Annotated in this window: 22 protein-coding genes and 1 pseudogene; 11 read left to right on the top strand and 12 right to left on the bottom strand. The window is 52.5% G+C overall.

All coding sequences use genetic code 11. The features are described from left to right. Nucleotides 1–3: 3 nt before the first annotated feature. Entirely contained in the window at nt 4–780 is a 777-nt protein-coding gene (locus BM155_RS00540) for a glycerophosphodiester phosphodiesterase (protein ID WP_254773069.1), read from the top strand. Between the two features lie 83 nt (nt 781–863). Here BM155_RS00540 and BM155_RS00535 read toward each other — a convergent pair whose 3' ends face one another. The 5 genes from BM155_RS00535 to BM155_RS00510 form a co-directional block, all read right to left on the bottom strand. Further along, complete coding sequence (locus BM155_RS00535) at nt 864–3479, bottom strand: TonB-dependent receptor plug domain-containing protein (protein ID WP_074900489.1); 2616 nt, start codon at nt 3477–3479, stop codon at nt 864–866. Between the two features lie 448 nt (nt 3480–3927). Next, nucleotides 3928–4872, bottom strand: a complete 945-nt coding sequence (locus BM155_RS00525; protein WP_074900487.1) for a DUF4340 domain-containing protein — start codon at nt 4870–4872, stop codon at nt 3928–3930. Nucleotides 4873–4900: 28 nt separating this feature from the next. After that, nucleotides 4901–7825: a Gldg family protein gene (locus BM155_RS00520; protein WP_074900484.1), complete on the bottom strand. Its 2925-nt coding sequence runs from the start codon at nt 7823–7825 to the stop codon at nt 4901–4903. Then, complete coding sequence (locus BM155_RS00515) at nt 7815–8762, bottom strand: ABC transporter ATP-binding protein (RefSeq protein ID WP_074900481.1); 948 nt, start codon at nt 8760–8762, stop codon at nt 7815–7817. Before BM155_RS00515 ends, BM155_RS00520 begins: the two co-directional genes overlap by 11 nt. Before the next feature lie 1036 nt (nt 8763–9798). Then, entirely contained in the window at nt 9799–10119 is a 321-nt protein-coding gene (locus BM155_RS00510) for a hypothetical protein (protein WP_067152038.1), read from the bottom strand. A gap of 197 nt (nt 10120–10316) precedes the next feature. Between BM155_RS00510 and BM155_RS00505 the strand changes: the two genes are divergently transcribed. Continuing rightward, entirely contained in the window at nt 10317–11306 is a 990-nt protein-coding gene (locus BM155_RS00505) for a transposase (RefSeq protein WP_074900478.1), read from the top strand. A 255-nt stretch (nt 11307–11561) separates the two neighbouring features. Here the strand turns inward: BM155_RS00505 and BM155_RS16915 are convergent, their stop codons facing one another. After that, complete coding sequence (locus BM155_RS16915; RefSeq protein ID WP_139223106.1) at nt 11562–12014, bottom strand: hypothetical protein; 453 nt, start codon at nt 12012–12014, stop codon at nt 11562–11564. 3 nt (nt 12015–12017) lie between these two features. Then, nucleotides 12018–12680, bottom strand: coding sequence for a hypothetical protein (locus BM155_RS00500; protein ID WP_074900475.1), 663 nt, complete (start codon nt 12678–12680; stop codon nt 12018–12020). Nucleotides 12681–12812: 132 nt separating this feature from the next. On the opposite strand from BM155_RS00500, the gene BM155_RS00495 reads away from it, so the two are divergent. Continuing rightward, entirely contained in the window at nt 12813–13802 is a 990-nt protein-coding gene (locus BM155_RS00495; protein WP_074900472.1) for a transposase, read from the top strand. 186 nt (nt 13803–13988) lie between these two features. Next, nucleotides 13989–14309, top strand: a complete 321-nt coding sequence (locus BM155_RS16910) for a hypothetical protein (protein WP_217641393.1) — start codon at nt 13989–13991, stop codon at nt 14307–14309. Nucleotides 14310–14530: 221 nt separating this feature from the next. On the opposite strand, the gene BM155_RS00485 is transcribed toward BM155_RS16910, so the two are convergent. Continuing rightward, nucleotides 14531–14800 (bottom strand): hypothetical protein, encoded by a 270-nt coding sequence (locus BM155_RS00485; RefSeq protein ID WP_074900465.1) that lies wholly within the window; start codon nt 14798–14800, stop codon nt 14531–14533. 149 nt (nt 14801–14949) lie between these two features. On the opposite strand from BM155_RS00485, the gene BM155_RS00480 reads away from it, so the two are divergent. After that, nucleotides 14950–15939, top strand: coding sequence for a transposase (locus tag BM155_RS00480; protein WP_074900462.1), 990 nt, complete (start codon nt 14950–14952; stop codon nt 15937–15939). A gap of 225 nt (nt 15940–16164) precedes the next feature. Here the strand turns inward: BM155_RS00480 and BM155_RS16905 are convergent, their stop codons facing one another. After that, nucleotides 16165–16560 carry a hypothetical protein gene (locus BM155_RS16905; RefSeq protein WP_139223105.1) on the bottom strand — a complete coding sequence of 132 codons (396 nt, stop codon included), beginning with the start codon at nt 16558–16560 and terminating at the stop codon, nt 16165–16167. Continuing rightward, the gene (locus BM155_RS00470; RefSeq protein ID WP_074900458.1) at nt 16557–17300 is read right to left on the bottom strand and encodes a hypothetical protein; all 744 of its coding nucleotides are present in this window, start codon (nt 17298–17300) and stop codon (nt 16557–16559) included. The genes BM155_RS16905 and BM155_RS00470 overlap by 4 nt, the downstream gene beginning before the upstream one ends. Nucleotides 17301–17712: 412 nt before the next feature. On the opposite strand from BM155_RS00470, the gene BM155_RS00465 reads away from it, so the two are divergent. Then, on the top strand, nt 17713–18417 hold the full coding sequence (locus BM155_RS00465; protein ID WP_367888676.1) for a hypothetical protein: 705 nt from the start codon (nt 17713–17715) through the stop codon (nt 18415–18417). Nucleotides 18418–18626: 209 nt separating this feature from the next. Next, nucleotides 18627–18830, top strand: a pseudogene (locus tag BM155_RS16730) (transposase domain-containing protein); the annotation flags it as partial. On the opposite strand, the gene BM155_RS00455 reads toward BM155_RS16730, so the two are convergent. Beyond that, a complete protein-coding gene (locus tag BM155_RS00455) occupies nt 18790–19401 on the bottom strand; it encodes a hypothetical protein (RefSeq protein WP_139223104.1) in 612 nt (203 codons plus the stop codon). The pseudogene BM155_RS16730 and the gene BM155_RS00455 overlap by 41 nt on opposite strands. Before the next feature lie 359 nt (nt 19402–19760). Here BM155_RS00455 and BM155_RS17485 point away from each other — a divergent pair, with 359 nt between their 5' ends. Beyond that, a complete protein-coding gene (locus tag BM155_RS17485; protein WP_254773068.1) occupies nt 19761–19985 on the top strand; it encodes a hypothetical protein in 225 nt (74 codons plus the stop codon). A 103-nt stretch (nt 19986–20088) separates the two neighbouring features. Next, nucleotides 20089–20538 carry a hypothetical protein gene (locus BM155_RS17480; RefSeq protein WP_254773067.1) on the top strand — a complete coding sequence of 150 codons (450 nt, stop codon included), beginning with the start codon at nt 20089–20091 and terminating at the stop codon, nt 20536–20538. Between the two features lie 400 nt (nt 20539–20938). Here BM155_RS17480 and BM155_RS00445 read toward each other — a convergent pair whose 3' ends face one another. Beyond that, nucleotides 20939–21574, bottom strand: coding sequence for a hypothetical protein (locus BM155_RS00445; RefSeq protein WP_067152017.1), 636 nt, complete (start codon nt 21572–21574; stop codon nt 20939–20941). A 231-nt stretch (nt 21575–21805) separates the two neighbouring features. On the opposite strand from BM155_RS00445, the gene BM155_RS16900 reads away from it, so the two are divergent. Both BM155_RS16900 and BM155_RS17750 read left to right on the top strand, forming a co-directional pair. Then, on the top strand, nt 21806–22228 hold the full coding sequence (locus tag BM155_RS16900) for a transposase (protein WP_139223103.1): 423 nt from the start codon (nt 21806–21808) through the stop codon (nt 22226–22228). Next, entirely contained in the window at nt 22212–22496 is a 285-nt protein-coding gene (locus BM155_RS17750; RefSeq protein WP_175487726.1) for a hypothetical protein, read from the top strand. Before BM155_RS16900 ends, BM155_RS17750 begins: the two co-directional genes overlap by 17 nt. Nucleotides 22497–22729: the final 233 nt, after the last annotated feature.

Genomic DNA, 22729 nt, shown 5'->3' with positions numbered 1-22729 from the left:
AAAATGCAGACACCTACCCCTCTCTTCTGCTTTGCCCACCGCGGCTACCGCCAGCGCGCCACAGAAAACACCCTGCAGGCCATCGCGCACGCGCTGGAATTCGACGTGGACGGTATAGAGGTGGATATCTGGAATATCCGCGGACAACTGCTGGTCAAGCACGACCGCCGGCTCGGACGCCTGATCGCCGGCAGCGAACTGCTCACCGATCTTTGCCCCGAGGCGCTGCGCCAGAGACTCCTCCCCTGCGGCCAGCAGGTACCAACCCTGCGTGAGGTACTGGAACTGGTTGGCAACAACGCGCAGCTGAATATCGAAATGAAGGGGCCCGGCTGCGCCGCCCTGGTGGCGACGGAACTGGAATCCTACGTGCGCGACAGCGGCGCCAGCTTCGAGCAATACTTGATCTCATCCTTTGATCACCGCCAGCTCTACGAGAGCCTGCAGCTGCTGCCCGAGGTGCGCCGCGGCGTATTGATCGATGGCGTTCCCCTGAACCTAGCCGCGTGTGCGGAACCGCTCAAAGCCTATTCGGTACACCTGAACCTGGATTTCGCCGATACGGAGATGATCGCCGACGGCAAACGGCGCGGCCTGAAAAATTACATCTTCACCGTTAACCACCCCGACGACCTGCCCCTGATCGCCGCCATGGGCGCGGACGGCGTCTTCACCGACGAGCCTCGGATAGTGATGGACTACAACGCCCGCTTAACCGCGGAGATGCTGTTAAATCAGCAGATGCAGGTAGACGGAGGGGATATACCGCAGGTCCCCTAGGGAACCTGCGATTCAATCACCCGAGCTTCTTCTCTCGCCTCGAAGTCTCTTTCCTTCCAGGAAGCGAATTTATCAGGGGTTTCCTAAAAGTTCGCACTGACACGCAGATACCAGAAGCCGCCATTAAATCCGAAGGGGGAAGTGAGAGACTGGCGTACCCCCAGGTATTGCAGAACGGGATCTGCCTCCTGGTCCGCCTCGACATCGAAAATATTCTCTCCACCCACGGACACCCGATAGTTTTCAGCCAGGTCAAAGGTGGCTTCCAGATCCACCAGCACCTCGCCACTGTAGGTCGCGGCTTCGGAGCCAAACAGACCGCCTGTGGACTCCCAATCACTGTAGCGGTTAAAGCGGAGGTAACCGCTAAACAGCTCGCCGGTATCGTAATTGAACGTCAGTGTGGTCCGGTCACTCGGCACCTGATTTTCCAGGTCGTACACGCGCAGGGCATTGATGGTATTTTCCTCGACACGGGTCACCTCCTGCTCGTTGTGATTGTGGCGCAAATCCACCGTCAACAAACTGCCCCCCAGCTCGAAGTCGCTGGTGATTGCCAGGTCTATCCCTCTCACCTCCGAGTCGTAGGCGTTGACAAAGTAGTTGACGTTACCTTCGAGGAACTGATCGGCGTTGGCAACACCGGCAGCAGTCAACAGTGCCAATTCATTAACACCATCGGTATCGTCCCCCTCACCGTTGCCAATGGTGATATTGCGCAGGGCGAGCCGGTTCTCGATATCGATGTTGTAGTAGTCGATGGTAATACTGGTGTTATCAAACGGTGTAATCACCGCCCCCAGGGTAAAACTGGTGGATTCCTCCGGCACCAGCGGCACAGAGCCGAAGGCCTGTGCAACCGGATGGTTAACGGGGTAGGTGCCGTTTGGAATCAGCTTGCCCTCAGAGTTCGCCGTTGTGGTCACATTCAGTGTGTTGACCTGGCCCGGCGTCGGTGCGCGGAAGCCGGTATTGGCGGTTGCGCGCAGTGCGAAACGCTCGTTGAAGTTGTAGCGGGCGGACAACTTCCAGTCGGAAGTGGAGCCAAACTGATCGTAGTCCTCGTAGCGCAGCGCCGCACCGGCAGTGAATTGATCGGTGATATCGGCCTCGAGATCCACATAGACGGCCACGCTGTCACTGTCGTAGCTGCCGGCGGCCTCCAGGGGAAAGCCCTGGAAGCCGTCGGAACCTTCACCGAAGTAATTTGCCGTGGGAGAGCTGGCCCGCGAGGCTTCATCGCCAGCGCCAATTTTGTAGGTTTCCCGTCGCCACTCCGCACCGAAGGCCACGTTTAAAGGCGATGCCAAAGCGGATATATCGATGGGTTGGACGAAATCGGCATTTACGCTGGTTTCCTCCTGGGTCAGTGTGCCCGGGTTGAAACTGGTGGGCGTCAACAATCCCAGACTTGGGTTGATGGACCCCTCCAACACGTACTCCAGCTCGTTCTCCGCAGTGCGCGCGCGCAGATCCCAGGTCATACCACTGGCGAATTCGCCACGGGCACCAAACACAGCGGAAATGTCAGTAATATTTGCTCCGAACTTCGGATTGTAGCCGCCCGGAAACAGGGTATAGATGGGATTGCGCAGCACGTATCCGCTGGGACTGGAAGCATCCGCCACCAGCAGATCGGACGGATTCATTCCCGCAGCGACAATATCATCAATCAGTGATTGCGGTGCCGGATCGGGCAGGAAATCGCCATCCGCGTCCTTCTGCAATGTAGCTTGGGCGGCAATTCCGTATTGCGGATCCAGCACCGGGGTGCGGTAGAAGAAATCCGATATGGTTTCGTTCTCGGAATAGCCGAAGTTGCCGTATAGCTCGATGCTGTCGCTGATATCGTAACCGGTATTTACAAACAGCTTGGAAATTTCCACCTCCGGATCGCCCCAGCGTTGCCCGAGACCATCCAGTGGCACCTGGTCCACACCGACCACTTCACCCACCTGCGCCGCATCGGCGTGGGTTCCGCCCCGGGAGGTTGTATCCGCGCTGGAATACTCGAAAGTCGTATTGACAAAGCCCTGCTCACCCAGAGCGAAACCGGCATTGGCGGACACACTGTAACGCGTTCCGTCGCCCTCAAAATATTCACCGGTCTGCGCCGACACACTGAAGCCCTCGGCGTCGTCTTTCAGAATAACGTTGACCACCCCCGCGATCGCATCGGAACCATACTGGGCCGAAGCGCCATCGCGCAGCACTTCCACGCGCTCAATGGCGGCCGATGGCAGCGCGGAGAAATCCACCGCCTGCGCACCCTGATTGATCGTACCCAAAGGCGCCACCTGCAGGTTGACCAGTGCAGAGCGGTGGCGGCGGGTGCCATTGACCAAAACCAGTGTCTGGTCCGGAGACAAATTGCGCAGAGTCACCGGGCGGATAAACGCCGTACCATCGGCAATCGGAAAGCGCTGGGTATTAAACGATGGTGCTATCTTGCTCAGGGATTCGGTGAGGTCAAAGCTCGCCTGATCCGTCAGATTGGCCCCGCCGACCAGATCCACCGGCGACAGGGTTTCAGTGGGAGAAACGCCTTCTTTCCGCGTACCAGTGATAACAACTTCCTCAATCGCACCGGCCCCGGTAGAAGGAGATTGCTCGTTCTGCGCAAAAACAGGGGATATTGGTAATGTCAGTGCGGTGGCAATGGCAAGAGACAAGGGGGTGAAGGAGTATGGATTATGCATGAGCGCCCGTCCTCTCTGTTTATTATTATCCGGATAAATATTCCGGTTTTGGGAAATTTATTGTTATGTGTTTCCTACTTCAGCGACAACACCAAAGTGTTGAGCCAGAATATGGGATTCGACCGCAATCTTCAATCAAATATTGACCAGTTGAATCAAGTGTCAGTATTACTGAAAAAAACTGTAACAAAAAGTCATTTAAGTATTAAATGAATAAAAAAGGCGACTCAAAAGCCGCCTTTATTCTCAATGACAAAACACCGATGTAAGCACGATTTTTTTGCCGTGGTGGAATCAGAGGTGCCGGAGTACTCGGGCAGCGGTGCGGGGGTCTTCGGAAACACAGGAGAGCATCAAACCCCTGTGCCCCCGATCGCGCCACTGTCCGATCTTTCCGACCGGCGCGGATTGCCCTTAGGCACCACAGGCAAAAAAATTCACCAACCCCTTAGCTCTTCGCCGCGTTTTTCTCCTCCTCGGGTTTCTCTTCAGCCGTTTGTTCCGGCTCTTCCTTTTCCTCTAATACCAGGGCCTCATTACGCAAATCCGCAATGCGTTCATAATCATAGCGGGAGAGTTCGAACAGCTGTTCGCGGTCGCCGCGACGGACGAAGAAGCGATCGTCCGCCTGCATAAACTCGTATTCGAGTTCGCCCTCGCTGCCAGCCACCTGGAGACGGACCGGATCCGCCTCTGGCACCTCGTCCGCGGGTTTGGTTATGCGCAAACTTCTCAAGGCCACAGCCAGTTGGCGGGCCTTGTCTGCATCCAGTTTTTTCTCGCCCTCGGCGAATTGCCACTTGCCCTCGCGCTTTTCCAGCCGGTAATCGGGACCGGTGATACGCTCCACATCACCGGCGGCAAGGAGCTGTTTATCCAGCCAGTTATTCGCCTGTGCGGGCATTTCATAGCTGTTTAATGTCACCGCGTAGATGGCATCGTCACCGGCGGCCCGCACATGGACCTTGCGGAAGCCTGGAGAAGTACCGACATAGAGTTCCGCCACCGGTTTCTCGCCGCCGCTGTAGAAACGCAATCGCTTCTGGAATTTGTCTTCGGCCACTTCGAAACGCTCGTGGCTGGCGGCACTGGTGGCCACCGGCCAGCCGGTTTTCAAATCTGCGATTTTATCCAGTAGAGATTGCAATTTCTCACTGTCTACCGGCAGGTTATGCAATTCGGGCAACAGCCAGTGATCGCCCTCTTTTTTCAAGCTGACAGTGTCATCGCCCGCACTGATTTCCAATCGTTGCAATTGGCCGGGCGTCACCGCCAGCAGCGCTTCGCGCTGCTGTTGCAGACTCTGTTGATGCTGTTCGCGCCAAAAGAGACCCGCGGCCAATATCAGCTGCAAGGCGAGAAAACCGCTCAAATAAAACTGCAGTTTTTTCATTGTTCCATTCCTCGTTTCGCTACGGGAACTACTCTGCCCCGAGCAGTTCGCGGTATTTGTTTTGCCGCGCGCGCTTACGCAGCTGCTGAATCAGTGCCACCAGCCCCAAAGCCAACAGGGCACAGATATAGTTCAGATATTCCCAAAACATTTGCGTGCCATGTTCCATTGGCGGCAATGTGCGGTTGAAGTGACCGCGCGAGCGAATCGACAACAGCCCCGCATCTTCGAGCGCCCAGTCGACGCTGTTGGCGATCATTTGTAGTGAATTCAAATATTCACTGCCCACGGCGGAACTGGTCATACGCACCACTTGGTCGCGCAGGAAGTCGTTGGAGGAAAAGAGAATAATGCGCGCGGACTCAGGCGAGCGGTTGATCTGAGTCGGCAGTGACTCCAGTTCCGCAACACTTTCTCCCTCGCTGTCGCCTTCCTGCGCCTCTTCTTTTTCCGCCAGTTTCTCCGCCAACATAGGCGGCTGCTTGCCTGCGAAATAGGAATCAAATCGACCGGCACTAATCACGCCGAGCAGCTGAGTGCCGGTTTCACCTTCGGGGGTAAAGGGACTGACGGCGCCATTCACCAGCCGTGGCATGACATTGGTGGAAGTGGAAAGCCAAGCGCCATCGGAGCTTTTCAGCAACTCGGTGATTTTCCGACCCGCGGATTTCTCCCCGTCGACGCGGATCGGCGAAGCCCAACTCATAGTCACCTGTGGCAGATTGGCGGTGATGGGGTTGTCGCTGTTCAGGCCGTCGCCACGCGCGTCGATAAAATATGGGTAGTCGAGCATGCGCAGCTCCTGCAACTGGAAGCCGCCGATATTGCGCGTCACCGGCACCGGGAAGGCGCTGTTTTGCGGGTCCAATACCAGCTTGTGCTCGACCTCGAGACCCATGTGCTTCAGCCAGTCTTCGAGACCGCTGTTCACTGTCGCCAGTGTCAGGTTGCGGTTGCTGAGTTCTGCACTGTAGGGCGAAGTGGCTGCGATCACCGTGCCGCCCTGCATCAGGAACTGATCCACCGCGTAGAGTTGTTTCTGATCCAGGTTGCGCGGCGACAACAGCAACAGAATATCCGCTTCACCGGACACCCGGCCGTCACTCAGGTCCTCACGCTCGATATTCAGTTCAGCACCGAGCAGCGTTTCCAACTGGCTGAAACGCTGGCCGCCGCTGAATCCGTGACTGAAGTCCGGCTCCGGGGCCACCAGCGCCACCGTTTTGGTGAAACCGCTGGCAAAACGTTTGATACCGGCCTCCAGGTTGCGTTCCAGGCTGTCTTTTTTCAGGTCATCCAGGGGAATCTGCACCACCTGGTCGCCCTTGGCCAGGGTCAAATAGAAGTAAAAAGGTTCACCGAATAGACCTGCGGCCATGGGCTGAAAACCGTAGTCGGCGGCAATGCGCTGTGCCACCTCCCCGCCGTTTTCCTCAGGTTCTATGAACGCCACCGACAGGCGCCCGCCTGCCTGCTGTTGCAGATCACCAACCACCTCATTCACTGCCTGCTTGAAGTCCTGCAGCTGCTGCGGGAGCCGTTCATCCGCCGAGACATAAGCGGTGAACTGCAACTCGCCTTTGACGGTGTCGAATAGATTGCCGCCAGCCTGATAACTCTGCAGCACTTTCTTGATGGCCCGGGTCAGGTCGTGCTCCGGATTGCGCAGCCGGACATCCACGTCGGTCTCGCTGCCGGCTTTGATTTCGATTAAATCGCGGAAGCCGAGCACTTCGTGTTCATCGCCGTACTGAACCAGTACGTCGAAATAGGAGCTGACAATGGATGCCTGGTAGCGGTCTGCCACCTGAAAAGGCACAGGTTCAATGCCGTACTTCTGATTGGCTTCCTGTTCCAGCTCGGGCTCTTTGACCGGGTCCACAAACTCAACCCGCACCCGGCCGTCACCGGCCACCTGATACTCCCGCAACAGATCGCGCAACTGCGGTACCAGCGGTGCGAGCAGCGGGTGCGTCTTGGCACTGAAATAGCCGCGGATTAAGAGCGGTTCTTCCAGCTGCGCCAAGTAACTGCGGGTGGCGGGGGAAATGGAATAGAGGCGGCCTTCGGTCACATCCAGACGCAGGCCATGAATCTGCCCAAGCCACAAATTCGCCCCCAGGGCATTGGCCACCAGCAGTGCGGTGATTGCACGCCAGCGGTTGCGGTTGGCGGCATCGCCGCCGGCAGCCCAGCGCTCCCGTTCCAGTACCAGCGTATTCAGAGCCAGGAAAACCGCCACCAGGCTGAGATAGTAATAAAGGTCACGCAGATCGATAACACCTCGGGTGATCGCGTCGAAGCGCGAGCCAGTGCCCAGTGCCCGCAGCCAGTCGGCAGCGCCACTGCCGAACAGATCCGTGAGCACGGGCGCGCCCAGCAGATAAAAGACACCACAGAGGGCACAGGCGACGATCAGGCTCACTATCTGATTGCTGGCCTGAGCCGATACGAACAGCCCGATACTGAGGTAAGCGGCACCGAGGAGGAAGGTGGCCAGATAACCGGCCACCACCGGCCCCCAATCCAAGTCGCCGATAATCGCCACCGTCACCGGCAGCGGGAGCGTAATCGCCAGAGCGATGCCCAGCAGCGCCAGGCAGGCGAGAAACTTGCCGGCGACAAAGTGCCACAGGGGAACCGGCATGGTCAGCACATGCTCCAAGGTGCCGCTGCGGCGCTCCTCGCTCCACAGGCGCATGGTCAAAGTGCTGCACAGGAAAATCAGCAACAGCGGCATCCACTCAAACAGAGGCCGCACATCAGAGATATTGCGAGCGAAAAAAGACTCGCCCCAGAAGAACACAAACAGGCTCACCGCCGCAAAGCAGGCGAGGAATAAATAGGCTACCGGAGAGGCGAAAAACAGGGTGATTTCCTTCCCTGCAACGCGCCGAATCAGAGCGCCGCCGGACTTGCGGTTGCCGGATTGCACAGTTGCCTCAGGCTGCATCTTTCAATTCCTCCTTTGCCATAGCACCAGTTTCGCTCACTTGGCGGAACAGGCTTTCCAGATCCCGCTGCTCTGGCTGTAACCGGTACAGTTGTTCCCCCGCCTCGACAACAACCTTGGCCAGCGCTGCACTGACCGCGCGCGGATCCGCGCCCTCCGCCAACGCCAGGCGGTAGCCGCCCTCCTCCTGCAGTTGCTCCACGGAAGCCACTCCGTCGACAGAGCGCAATTTGTCGCCGCTGGCTGAGGATGAGGTCTCGAGCCACAGGGCGTTGCCGGCGCGCAGCTGGCTCAGCTTCTCGTCCACCGCGAGGCGTCCGCCGTGGATAATCAGCACCCGGTCACACAGTGCGTCCACCTCCTGCAGGATATGGGTGGAGAGGATCACCGTGGCCTCCCGGGCAATCTCCCGGATCAGGGCGCGCATCTGCTGGGTCTGGGTCGGGTCCAGGCCGTTGGTGGGCTCGTCCAGAATCAGCAGCTTGGGGCGGCCGAGAATCGCCTGTGCCACGCCCACCCGCTGTTTGAAACCGCGCGAGAGCGTATTAATGGGTGCAGTCAGTTTCACGCCGAGATCCGTGGCGCGCACCGCGCGGCGTATCTCCTCGCGCTTCTGCGGACCGGACAAGCCCTTGAGTTCAGCGGCGTAGTCCAGGTAATCCGCCACCGTCATCTCGCCGTATACCGGCAGGTTTTCCGGCAGATAGCCCAGGCTGCGTTGAATTTGTTTCGCGTGCTGCGCCAGGTCCAGACCGTCGATGCACACTTTTCCGGCATCCGGCTCCAGGTAACCCGACAGCATTTTCATAATGGTGGTCTTGCCGGCGCCGTTATGTCCCAGCAGGCCCACGATCTCGCCTTTGTCGATGGCGAAGCTGACGTTGTCTACGGCCTTGAAGGCGCCATAGCAACGGCTCAGATGGCTGACTTCCAGCACCTTTTCCTCCTTATTTTTTGCGTTTCTTCTGAGGTAATTTGTGAATGGCAACAACGAACTCAGGGCGGCGGGCGCGCTGCCAAAGCGTGGCGACGCCGGTGGGAGCAGCGTTGAGAAAGGGAGACGGCACCCGCCCCAGGGGTGCGCGGAAAACCGGGCCGGCGGGCCCGGGACAGGGGATTGTAGCCAGCGCCGGTCAAGCAACGCCCATCAGTCGCAAAAATCATTGTTCGCAGCAAACAGACAAGGGGACGCCCGTTTAAACAAGCTTCATACGATTGATGGCGGTTAGATAGTGGCGCCCGGTGAAAGTTCAAGGCTCGCAAGGGGGAAGGACCGCAATAGCGAGAGGTGGGTCACAAGCCGGCAGCCTGGGGCAGTTTTACCGGTATCGTACCCTAGGACTAGCATAGCCCTTGCCGACACCGAACCGGGCACTGCCCGGTTACTGCGTATCCAAACCTCCGCGCTTCACCGGTAACTAGACTCTGGTCTGAATAGCGGGCGCAGGCACAATCGACGAACAACTGCCGCCGATTCTCGAACGTTTACAGATCGACCCACAGCACTGGCTCTACCTGAGCCGCAATTTCGAAAGCCGCTTCAAGTCTCTAGTTGGTGCCGCGCAATCGGTGCGCCCTGCCTGCGAACAGCTCGGAAAACGTTGGGCCCACGGAATCCGCGACTGCGAGCGCTATCTCTCCCCCCGATCACTTCCTAAAGTTTTGCCTTTGCCTGAAAAGCACCACTGCGGGCTTCTGCGAAGGGCTGCTGCACCCCAATAAAACTGTTTGGCGCAATTCCACGCAGGACGTCGGATCTACTTGTCCGTATAGCAAGCTCTGGCAATAGTGGACTGAATATGCAGCAGATTTCCCACCAACTTTTCAATTAGTGGGCAACTTTTCAATTAGTGGGTGTCCAGTTTCAGTTTTTGGTTGTTTAGATTTCGTGGGTCCAATTTTTGCACGCCCGAGCCAATAGCCCCAGCAGAGTGATCTGCCGGGACTCTGTCGTTGCTTGAGCACAGGAACTGTCACTCAAACATGCTTTGATCTAAACCTTCAGCTCCCGAGACAATAATTCCAGAAAGAATTCCTATAAGAACAACCACAATCAGCAATATTCGGAAGAAGCGCCTTCTTATTAATTGGCCCTTTTCTGTCAAGCAAGAAGGGTAAAACAGATAGACTGGAAACAGCTTAGCGCCAATCCCTCCCTTAGTTCGATCAATCTGGTTAAACATGCCTAACCAGAGAACAAACAAATAAATCATCAATCCGACAATGGCCAGCCAAAGAAATCCAGATGCGACTTCAACCAATCCACGCATAAAAAGGTCCATATCTTGCTTCATCTCACCAGCTCTCTAACATACAAACCTACTGCAACCGGAGCCGGTATAGCCATTTCGGAGCGTTAAAGTAGAAGATGCGATTCATGTGCGATTCATGGACACCCACAAAATAAAAAGCTTTCAACGCCAGTCATATTGCAACATTCTCTACCTTATAGAAAATACTGTTCATCCATACATATGAATGGATAGCCAAAATGGGACTCCCGCGCAAATCCCTGATCTCTCTTGAAGCTATTCCCTACTATCACTGCGTCTCCCGCTGCGTGCGCCGCACATTCCTATGTGGCCGGGATGAGCGCACCGGGCGCTGCTTCGAACACCGAAGGCAGTGGATAGAAGATCGGCTGTTGGAGTTGGCCGAGATATTTGCGCTGGATATCTGCGCTTATGCAGTTATGAGCAACCACTACCATGTGGTATTGCATATCAATGCAGCACAAGCTAAAGGCTGGATGTTACGTGAGGTGGTGGACCGCTGGCATCAACTCTGTAAAGGTTCTCCCCTATCCCAACGTTTTGCTCGCAACGAAGCCTTGAACGGCGCAGAACTGGCCCGGCTGAGGGATGTGGCCGCAGAATGGAGAGCAAGGCTGATGGATATCATCTGGTTTATGCGGATGCTCAATGAGTCCATTGCCCGGCAAGCCAATCGAGAGGATGGCTGCACTGGTCGATTTTGGGAGGGCCGATTCAAGTCTCAGGCCCTGCTCGACGAGCGAGCTCTGGCAGCCTGTATGGCCTATGTGGATCTGAACCCAATCCGGGCCAAAATGGCTGATACGCCCGAAACCTCAGGCTATACCTCCATACAACGGCGTATTTCAGCAGTTCAGGATGGCAAACAGCCACAGCAGCTCTTTCCCTTCGCTGGTAACCCACGAGAACCTATGCCAATGGGGCTGCCGTTTCACGTTCAGGACTATCTGGAGCTGGTGGACTGGAGCGGTCGCTGCCTTCGTGAAGACAAGCGGGGCGCTATCGACGAACAACTACCACCAATTCTAGAACGATTACAGATCGACCCTCGGCACTGGCTCTACCTGAACCGCAACTTCGAAAGCCGCTTCAAGTCTCTGGTTGGCACCGCGCACTCGATGCGCAATGCCTGCCAGCAGCTCGGCAAACGTTGGGCGCAGGGTATTCACGACTGCGAGCGATATCTATCTCCTCCGATCACCTCCTAAAGTTTTGCCTTTCCTTGAAAAATAACATCGCGGGCTTCTGCGAAGGACTGCTGCGCCACAGCAAAGCTGTTTGTCGAAATTTCACACAGGACGTCGGGGCTACTCGCCCGTATAGCAAGCTCTGGCAATAGTGGACTGAATATGCAGCAACTTTCCCATCAATTTTTCAATTGGTGGGTGTCCAATTTTGTTTGCAATTGGTGGGTGTCCAATTTTGTTACGCCACCCTCAACCCATTAGACACAGAAAACCTATTTATCGGCGCTGACCCAAAAACAGCTTACTCGCTCGCTCAAATGGAACATGCTGAGTTTCTACCAAGGGATTAAAGTAATAAATAATTACCACCCCACTACTAAAATCTAAATTACTACCCTTAAGCGATTCAATTTTTCTCTTGGCATTTAACTCCAGAATTTTTCTTGAACTGCTTATGACTTGATAATCAAATTCACCATTCCTTAGGACAAATTTAATTTTAACGCAGTCAACAACTGGACGAGATGCAGAAGTATCTACTGGCATTCTAGGCCACGCACCAGCATAGCTAAATGACTTAGGCAACGCCTTCCTAGTGGCTTCAATTTCTTCAGCCTCCTTAGAATCAGCCGCCCAACAAGAATTAAAATTTCCTGAATCATTTCCCGTTGCATAAGGGGAAAAGGCTATCACAAAAAATAATGCAGCAAATCGTTTGATTCTCACCATCCTTTAACACCTCTCCTCATACAAACAAACACCACTCGGAGCACTTTTATCATAGCCATCAACTAATGGCATCCCATAGGTCCGTCGATAATCATTTTCAAAAATTGATGTGGCTTGTATTTCTTCCAATGATCCGCCAAATGATGTATGGCCAAATTCATGGCCTAAAAGAGAGCCCAGAGTTGAGCTTTCCAACTGTCTTTGAGGAATGGCGTGTTGTATATTCCCTTCGATCCACTTTTGTACGTCCGTGGTGTAAATAATATCGTTTGCCCCATCCTCATAATCCCAGGTCATGAAGGAATTAAAGCCCTGGTCCATATATCTATATAGGTTTACTGAATTACCACTTTCAATTGCCGTATTAAAGGCGCGATGCCCACTATTTGTCCTTCCTATCCTATACAAAGCTTTTCTTGTTTCTTCTGGGAGCGCGGTTTCCTCGGCATCAGTGTCCATACTGTCGAAATGTTTAACATTGTTCTCGATAAATTTATCAGTGACAGAGTCTCTATAAGCATTAACTCCAGCTTTAATCGCAATCATGAACGCGGCATAAGCCGCCCCATTTGCGAACTTCCCACCAGTAGCCCGAGACACAGTCCCAGCAACCGTAATCCTAATAGCCGCCCTGCCAAAATTCTTCAAACTCTGTCCAGACTGCAACTGGAGCCCCTTAATTGACCCTGCGATTCATGGACACCCACAAAACAAAAAGCTTTCAACGCCAGTCATATTGCAACATTCTCTACCTTATAGAAAATACTGTTCATCCATACATATGAATGGATAACCAAAATGGGACATCCGCGCAAATCCCTGATCTCTCTCGAAGCTACACCCTACTATCATTGCGTCTCCCGCTGCGTGCGCCGTGCATTCCTGTGCGGCCGGGATGAGCGCACCGGGCGCTGCTTCGAACACCGAAGGCAGTGGGTCGAAGATCGGTTATTGGAGCTGGCCGGGGTATTTGCATTGGATATCTGTGCCTTTGCAGTCATGAGCAACCACTACCATGTGGTACTGCATATCAATGCAGCACAAGCTAAAGGCTGGACGCTGCGCGAGGTGGTAGATCGATGGCATCAACTCTGTAAAGGCTCTCCGCTCTCCCAACGTTTTGCTCGCAACGAAACCTTGAACGCTGCGGAACTGGCCCGGCTGGAGGAAGTAGCTGCAGAATGGCGCGAACGGCTGATGGATATCAGTTGGTTTATGCGGATGCTCAATGAATCTATTGCCAAGCAAGCCAATCAGGAGGATGGCTGCACTGGTCGTTTCTGGGAGGGCCGATTCAAGTCTCAGGCCTTGCTCGACGAACGGGCCCTGGCGGCCTGTATGGCCTATGTGGATCTGAACCCGATCCGGGCCAAAATGACTGATAGGCCCGAAACCTCGGACCACACTTCCATACAACGGCGTATATCAGCAGCTCAGGATGGCAAACAGCCACAGCAGCTCTTTCCCTTTGTTGGCAATCCGCGAGAACCCATGCCTGTAGGGCTGCCGTTTCAGTTGCAGGACTATCTGGAGATGGTGGACTGGAGCGGCCGCTGCCTGCGTGAAGACAAGCGAGGCGCTATCAATGAACAACTGCGACCGATTCTCGAGCGGTTGCAGATCGACCCGCGGCACTGGCTCTACTTGAACCGAAACTTCGAAAGCCGCTTCAAATCTCTGGTTGGTACCGCCCACTCAGTGCGCTCTGCCTACGAACAACTCGGAAAACGTTGGGCCCACGGAATCCGCGACTGCGCGCGCTATCTCTCCCCGCCGATCACTTCCTAAAGTTTTCCTTTCCTTGAAAAATAACATCGCGGACTTCTGCGAAGGACTGCTGCACCCCAACAAAATCGTTTGGCGCAATTCCACACGGAGCGTCAACTCTACTTACTCGAATAGCAAGCTCTGGCAATAGTGGACTGAATATGCAGCAGCTTTCCCATCAATTTTTCAATTGGTGGGTGTCCAATTTTGTTTGCACGCTGCGTCTCCCGCTGCGTGCGACGCGCTTTCCTGTGCGGTCGGGATGAGCGCACCGGGCGCTGCTTCGAACACCGAAGGCAGTGGATCGAAGATCGGTTATTGGAGCTGGCCGGAGTATTTGCATTGGATATCTGTGCTTATGCAGTCATGAGCAACCACTACCATGTGGTACTGCATATCAATGCTGCGCAGGCTGAAGCCTGGACACTGCGCGAGGTGGTGGACCGCTGGCATCAACTCTTTAAAGACTCTCCGCTCTCCCAACGTTTTGCTCGCAACCGATATCTATCTCCTCCGATCACTTCCTAAAATTTTGCCTTTCCTTGAAAAATAACATCGCGGGCTTCTGCGAAGGACTGCTGCACCTTAACAAAACTGTTTGGCGCAATTCCACACGGAGCGTCAACTCTACTTACTCGAATAGCAAGCTATGGCAATAGTGGACTGAATATGCAGCAGATTTCCCACCAATTTTTCAATTGATGGGTGTCCAATTTTGTTTCCAATTTTGTTCTCACCTTCTACAAAAATTAGTCTATTAACACTTCTACCCCTACAATTGAGACTTCTGAGCCTCCATCAATGTCAACAGCAGCTACGCATTTATAATTAGAATTTTTGCTATTAACATCAGAGAAATACATCAAATACGTAAAATCATTTTTATCTGATAGAGAACCTATAGCAATCTTTTTCAGATCTAGCTGATCTTTGTCTTTGCAGAGACCACCAACGTTAGTAATGTTCTTTTTTATCTCATCCCTATTTTCAAATAATGTCTCAACAACCCTGTCGCTCATCAGGTCTGCAACATAAACGATGTTATGCGCCTTTCAACAACGATTCATGGACACCCACAAAATAAAAAGCTTTCAACGCCAGCCATATTGCAACATTCTCTACCTTATAGAAAATACTGTTCATCCATACAGATAAATGGATAGACAAAATGGGACACCCGCGCAAATCCCTAATCTCTCTCGAAGCTACGCCCTACTATCATTGCGTCTCCCGCTGCGTGCGCCGTGCATTCCTGTGCGGCAAGGATGAGCGCACCGGGCGCTGCTTCGAACACCGGAGGCAGTGGATCGAAAATCGGTTATTGGAGCTGGCCGGGGTATTTGCATTGGATATCTGTGCTTATGCAGTCATGAGCAACCACTACCATGTGGTACTGCATATCAATGCTGCGCAGGCTGAAGCCTGGACGCTGCGTGAGGTGGTGGACCGCTGGCATCAACTCTGTAAAGGCTCTCCGCTCTCTCAGCGCTTCGCTCGCAACGATGCTTTGAACACTGCGGAACTCGACCGGCTGGAGGAGATAGCCACAGAATGGAGAGCAAGGCTAATGGATATCAGCTGGTTTATGCGGATGCTCAATGAATCTATTGCCCGGCAAGCCAATCGGGAGGATGGCTGCACCGGTCGCTTTTGGGAAGGTAGATTCAAATCCCAGGCTTTGCTCGACGAGCGAGCTCTGGCGGCCTGTATGGCCTATGTGGATCTGAACCCGATCCGGGCCAAAATGGCTGATACGCCTGAAACCTCAGACCACACTTCCGTCCAACGGCGGGTTTCGGCAGCTCAGGATGGCAAACAGCCACAGCAGCTCTTTCCCTTCGTTGGTAATCCGCGAGAGCCCATGCCTGTGGGACTGCCGTTTCAGTTACAGGACTATCTGGAGCTGGTGGACTGGAGCGGCCGTTGCCTTCGTGAAGACAAGCGAGGCGCGATCGACGAGCAACTGACACCGATTCTCGACCGGCTGCAGATCAACCCACGACACTGGCTCTACCTGAACCGCAATTTCGAAAGCCGCTTCAAGTCTCTGGTTGGTGCCGCACATTCAGTGCGCTCTGTCTGCGAGCAACTCGGCAAACGGTGGGCCCACGGAATCCGCGACTGCGAGCGCTACCTATCCCCGCCGATCACTTCCTAAAGTTTTTCCTTTCCTTGAAAAATAACATCGCGGGCTTATGCGAAGGATTGCTACGCCACAACAAAGCTGTTTGGTGCAATTCCACATAGGACGTCGGGTCTACTTGTCCGTATAGCAAGCTCTGGCAATAGTGGACTGAATATGCAGCAGATTTCCCACCAATTTTTCAATTGATGGGTGTCCAATTTTGTTATGTCAATTAGTGGGTGTCCAATTTTGTTTTTTTCACACATCAAATACGTAAAAAATAGCACCAAGAAAAACAACCACTACAGCAATCCAGATATTTTTTTTGGACTTCATAATCACTTTGCTTTTTTCTTCATCTGTATATTCAGACAAGGAAAAAACAAACAGTTCGGCCACATAAACCGCAAATAACAAAAGCAAATAACCAATACTAGACGCAATCGCAACCTGTAGCCCTTTTGCCATATAAACAAAAAGCAAAGCAAATAAGCCAATAGAAGCACCTAAGTAAGCAAGTGTTTTTGAAGCGTCATGTCTTCTAAATTGCGCCTTACCGCAGTTGCAACACTGCACTGGAAAACTCTTACTTGCAAAAAAGGCTTTGGGAAAAGCTGCGGGAGAACCGCAACTTGAGCATGTTCTCTTAATCATTCTAGGTCTACTCCTAAAGCTCCCTGAACCAGTTTAGAAGCATCAACAAAAGTACCTCCCGCTTCTGACGCACGTAATGCACCGCCAGTTATAGCCATCACATTTAAGCCCATCCCGACGACTCCTCCCGTCCCTACTATCGTAGCAACCGTGGCTCTACCAGCAATCTGTGATTGAATAACAGGATCGTTCATAACTTGCTGGGTGGCGAGTTTGTTTGCCAAATCGACTTGTTTAGCAACTTCAGGGTCATTGTTGTAATCGTAAAGAGCCCTACCTATTCGCCTAGAATTCTCTACACTCTGGGCGCAAGCAGTTGAGGAACCTTCGCAAGCCACACTACCACCAGTAACCGCAGTTCTAAAAACGTCTTTGGGATAACTAATTACACCTTTCACAAACGCTTTAGTCTCAGCCCACCAGCCGGTATCTCTCTTTTGTGCAAATGAATGCGCTTCATCGTTAAGCGCCCGAGAGAATGCCCCCGTAACCGCCCCATTTGCAAACTTACCACCTGAAATTTTCGATGCTGTACCACCAAAAATTGCAGCAGCAAAAATTCTTAAAGCTCTATTACCAGCACTAAAGTAACCTGAAGATTGAGGACTGCCGCCAATCTTGCTAATCCCGCCAGATAACGCCTGAGTCAAACCAGCACTTACAAAACCGTGGCCAAACTTACCCCCTTGCAGAACAGACATCACACCACCAACTAAAGCATGAGCTGCCCATTTAGCCATAACTTACTCGGTAGTAAGCCCTACCGTCTCCATTCCTGTTGCTTTGAGGAACCCTGCCCACTGTTGGTTATTCGCAGCCTCCAATCCCTGAAAAGAAAATTCATGGACACCCACAAAACAAAAAGCTTTCAACGCCAGCCATATTGCAACATTCTCTACCTCATAGAAAATACTGTTTATCCATACAGTTACGCAAATGGAGAAAATGGGACGCCCGCGCAAATCCCTGATCTCTCTTGACGCTACGCCCTACTATCATTGCGTCTCCCGCTGCGTGCGTCGCGCATTCCTGTGTGGCCGGGATGAGCGCACCGGGCGCTGCTTCAAACACCGAAGGCAGTAGATCGAAGATCGACTGTTGGAACTGGCCGGGGGTATTTGCGCTGGATATCTGAGCTTATGCAATGCAGTCATGAGTGACCACTACCATGTGGTACTGCATATCAATGCAGCACAGGCTGATGCCTGGACACTGCGGAACTGGGTCCGGCTGGAGGAAGTAGCCGCAGAATGGCGTACACGGCTGATAGATATCTGTTGGTTTATGCTGATGCTCAATGAGTCCATTGCCCGCCAAGCCAATCAAGAGGATGGATGCACCGGTCGTTTCTGGGAAGGTAGATTTAAATCCCAGGCTTTGCTCGACGAACGGGCCTTGACTGCCTGTATGGCGTATGTAGATATGAACCCAATCCGAGACAAAATGGCCGATACACCCGAAACCTCAGACCACACTTCCATACAACGGCGTATATCAGCAGCTCGGGATGGCAAACAGCCACAGCAACTCTTTTCCTTTGTTGACAATCCGCGAGAACCCATGCCTGTAGGACTGCCGTTTCAGTTACAGGACTATCTGGAGCTGGTGGACTGGAGCGGCCGTTGCCTTCGTGAAGACAAGCGAGGCGCGATCGACGAACAACTACCACCAATTCTAGAACGGTTGCAGATCAACCCTCGGTACTGGCTCTACCTGAACCGAAACTTCGAAAGCCGCTTCAAGTCCTTGGTTGGCGCCGCGCACTCGGTGCGCAGTGCCTGTGAGCGGCTCGGAAAACGCTGGGTGCAGGGTATTCGCGACTGTAAGCGCTATCTATCTCCGCCGATCACTTCCTAAAGATTTGCCTTTCTATTGAAAAACTCCATCGTGGGCTTCTGCGAAGGACTTCTGCGCTACAACAAACCGGTTTGACGCAATTCCACTCAGGACGCCGACTCTACTTACCCGAATAGCAAGCTCTGGCAATAGTGGACTGAATATGCAGCAGCTTTCCCACCAATTTTTCAATTGATGGGTGTCCAATTTTGTTTCCCAAAAGCCAGGCTGGAGCGAAAGCCTCAGCGACACTCTACAGCTTGATTGAAACCGCCAAACTCCACGGACACGAACCGTACCGCTATCTCAGGCAGGTGTTTACAGAACTACCCAAAGCGCAGAGTGTGGAGGAGATAGATTTACCGCTTACTTTTGTTCTTCCAGAAGCGGGGCTCAGTACTGCACAACGTTCAGCTCTAAAAGTCTCTTCTTAGGAAGAACGTCTTTTTCAAATACAAGCTTCCATGCTCCCATATCAGATGAAACCTGAATCTCCACCTCTTTTTCGCCAGGCGCCACCAGATCAACCCCAACAACTTTCAACTCACTGGCAGCCAGTATTTTCTTGATATCCCCGCGCCATCCATTAATGACTTTTTTAAAAAATCCAGCCTCATTGAAAATCTCTTTCAAACATTCAGAGTTCGATACACAATCAATAAAATCCAAAAGCTCGAAGAGTTCCTCTCTCTGAGCTTCGTATATAGCATAAGCTGACCTGATAAGAATATAAGTCTGGCCCCTATACCCACCCTCACAGCCATTACGGCACTCAAATAATCTGTAATACGCCTCTCCAGGCTCCCGACCTGGTTCCTCACTTAGGAGACTTGGCGAGAAGACTTCTAACAAATAAAAATCATCGTCAACTTTCTTGGGACTAGAAAGACCTGCCACAACCCGCTCTTTTCCAAACTCGATACAAAACTCCAACTGGGAAATTTCAGATGCCCATGCAGGGTTAAGTGAATTTATCTCCAACAGCTCCTCATCAACTATATCCAATCGGCAGTCCGAAACGAGCACAGAGCCAAAGCAATTCAAGCAAGCGGCATAAAGAGTAATAACGAATATAAACCTGACCATAAACTATCTATATGCCTTAATAATTTGATCCACCTCGAAGGATGAAAAATTAGATCGCGCAGTCCTTGAATAGCTCACGATTCATGGACACCCACAAAACAAAAAGCTTTCAACGCCAGCCATATTGCAACATTCTCTACCTTATCGAAAATACTGTTCATCCATACATATGAATGGATAGTCAAAATGGGACTCCCGCGCAAATCCCTGATCTCTCTTGAAGCTACTCCCTACTATCACTGCGCCTCCCGCTGCGTGCGCCGCGCATTCCGTTGGAATTGTCCGAGATATTTGCATTGGATATCTGTGCTTATGCAGTCATAAGCAACCACTATCATGTGGTACTGCATATCAATGCAGCACAGGCTGAAGCCTGGACACTGCGCGAGGTGGTGGACCGATGGCATCAACTCTGTAAAGGCTCTCCGCTCTCACAACGCTTTGCTCGCAACGAAGCCTTGCACGCTGCGGAACTGGCTCAGCTGGAGGAAGTAGCTACATAATGGCGAGCAGCAAGCCAATCAGGAGGATGGCTGCACTGGTCGTTTCTGGGAAGGTAGATTCAAGTCTCAGGCTTTGCTCGACGAGCGGGCCCCGGCTGCCTGTATGGCCTATGTGGATCTGAACCCGATCCGGGCCAAAATGGCTGATACGCCCGAAACCCCAGACCACACTTCCATACAACGGCGTATATCAGAAGCTCAGGATGGCAAACAGCCACAAAAACTCTTCCCCTTCGTTGGTAACCCACGAAAACCTATGCCAATGGGACTGCCGTTTCAGTTGCAGGACTATCTGGAGTTGGTGGACTGGAGCGGCCATTGCCTTCGTGAAGACAAACGAGGCGCTATCGACGAACAACTACCACCAATTCGAGAACGATTACAGATCGACCCTCGGCACTGGCTCTACCTGAACCGAAACTTCGAAAGCCACTTCAAGTCTCTGGTTGGTGCCGCCCATTCAGTGCGCTCTGCCTGTGAGCAGCTCGGCAAACGCTGGGCACAGGGTATTCACGACTGCGAGCGATATCTATCTCCTCCGATCACCTCCTAAAGTTTTGCCTTTCCTTGAAAAATAACATCGCGGGCTTCTGCGAAGGACTGCTGCGCCCCAACAAAACTGTTTGGCGCAATTGCACACAGGACCTTGTGGTCTACTTGTCCGTATAACAAGCTCTGGCAATAGCAGACTGAATAGGCACTAGACTTCCCATCAACTTTTCAATTAGTGGGTGTCCAATTTTGTTTTTGCCGGACGAGGACCAGCAGGTGCTGATCGTGATGATGGACAGTTTGATGAAGAAGGCCAGCCTAACTAAAGTCATGGGCAAGACGGCCAACCGATAGGGCGAGCCGCCAGATACGACAAAGCCCCGGCAGGGCAATCTGCCGGGGCTTTGGTGTTTTTACGGATAAAAATTTGGATCTATTCAGATGCAGAGGCTCTTCTAGATTTATTTTCTAGAAGACAAATCAAGCAGCTCTTTCTCAAAAATTTTCCAAGAGATACGCCAATAAGACAACGCCTCTAGGTACTCTTTAGGAACTTGGCCGCTACTGAACTCAACTTTCTCAGCTTTCAGAGACGATAAGAATGGGGCTTCTACAACAGCCTTAACAGCAGCTTCCCCTGTTACTGTTTCCCATAATGAATCAAATTCAAATATCTTACCATGGAAGCCACTGGCATACAAAGAGCCCCCTTCAGTACACGCTTCGTAACCAACCAAATCCCTCTTTCCCATCGATAAATAGTCAACGCGGGCATCCAAATATTCTGAACTCAAAAAGAGTAAATATTTATTTCCGACCAATAACGGATAAGCGGATCTAAACACCACCTCTGCACCCTCACCTTTAAAGTTTGAGAGCACCTCCGCCCTGTACTCTAATCCGCAATCATAATCTTTACCGTCAATACTGATAATGATCTGATCCGCACCAACAATTCTTACCTTAGAAATTTTCGCCGATTCATAAAACAGCTCTTGCAAGCTTTTCTGTCTCACCTCGTATGCAAATAAGTCTACAGAAAAAAGCAAAACAAAAAATCCAACAAGGCTTGCCGTCGTTATCTCTGTCAATTTCATTTTGAATTTCTCTTCCAAATATCTACAACACCGCGCGCCATTCGAGTATCCTACTTCTGAGCAATAATCTTACCGAAGCCACCATCCTTCCAACGAGCCTGATTTCCCGGCTCCAAATGATAGATTTCGTGCGCTTGAATTCATGCTCCCATAAAACAAAATGCTTTCACTGCCAATTATATTGCAATATTTCCTACCGATTATAAAATACTGTTTATATATACAGTAAAAATGGGAAATCCGCGCAAATCCCTGATCTCTCTCGAAGCTACGCTCTACTATCATCGCGTCTCCCGCTGCGTGCGCCGCGCATTCCTGTGCGGCAAGGATGAGCGCACCGGGCGCTGCTTCGAGCATCGGAGACAGTGGATCGAAGATCGCCTATTGGAATTGACCGAGATATTTGCGCTGGATATCTGTGCTTATGCAGTAATGAGCAACCATTATCATGTGGTACTGCATATCAATATTGGAGAGGCTGAATCCTGGACGCTAAGCGAGGTGGTGGATCGCTGGCATCAACTCTGTAAAGGCTCTCTGCTCTCCCAACGTTTTAACCTTGAACGCTGCGGAACTGGCTCGGCTGGAGGAAGTAGCCACAGAATGGCGTACACGGCTGATAGATATCTGTTGGTTTATGCTGATGCTCAATGAGTCCATTGCCCGCCAAGCCAATCAAGAGGATGGATGCACCGGTCGTTTCTGGGAAGGTAGATTTAAGTCTCAGGCTTTGCTCGACGAGCGGGCCTTGGCTGCCTGTATGGCGTATGTGGATCTGAACCCTATCCGGGCCAAAATGGCTGATACGCCCAAAACCTCAGACCACACTTCCATACAGCGCCGTATTTCGGCGGCTCAGCAAACGCTGGGGCAGGGTATTCGTGAGTGCGAGTGGTATCTCTCACCGCCAGCTTCTCCCTGAACTTTTATTTTTTCTGCAGAGTCCATCGCCGGCTTGTGGCGAAAGATCTCTCTTTACGCCAAATACCACGTTTGGCGCGAGATACCACCAAAATCAGACAGCTTCCCCACCTCGTAAGCTTCCGTATAGCTGTGCTGCTGTCTTCGAGCCAGTTTTCTCTGCCTTCCTCAATTTGTGGGTGTCCAGTTTTGCTTGGCATTACAACAGGCTGTCACAACCATAGGAGCCGCCCT

Origin of the sequence: Microbulbifer thermotolerans (genome assembly GCF_900112305.1) — a bacterium.
Taxonomy (GTDB): Bacteria; Pseudomonadota; Gammaproteobacteria; order Pseudomonadales; family Cellvibrionaceae; genus Microbulbifer; species Microbulbifer thermotolerans.
The sequence above is the reverse complement of the archived record's forward strand: the minus strand, read 5'-3'. Positions and strand labels throughout refer to the sequence as shown.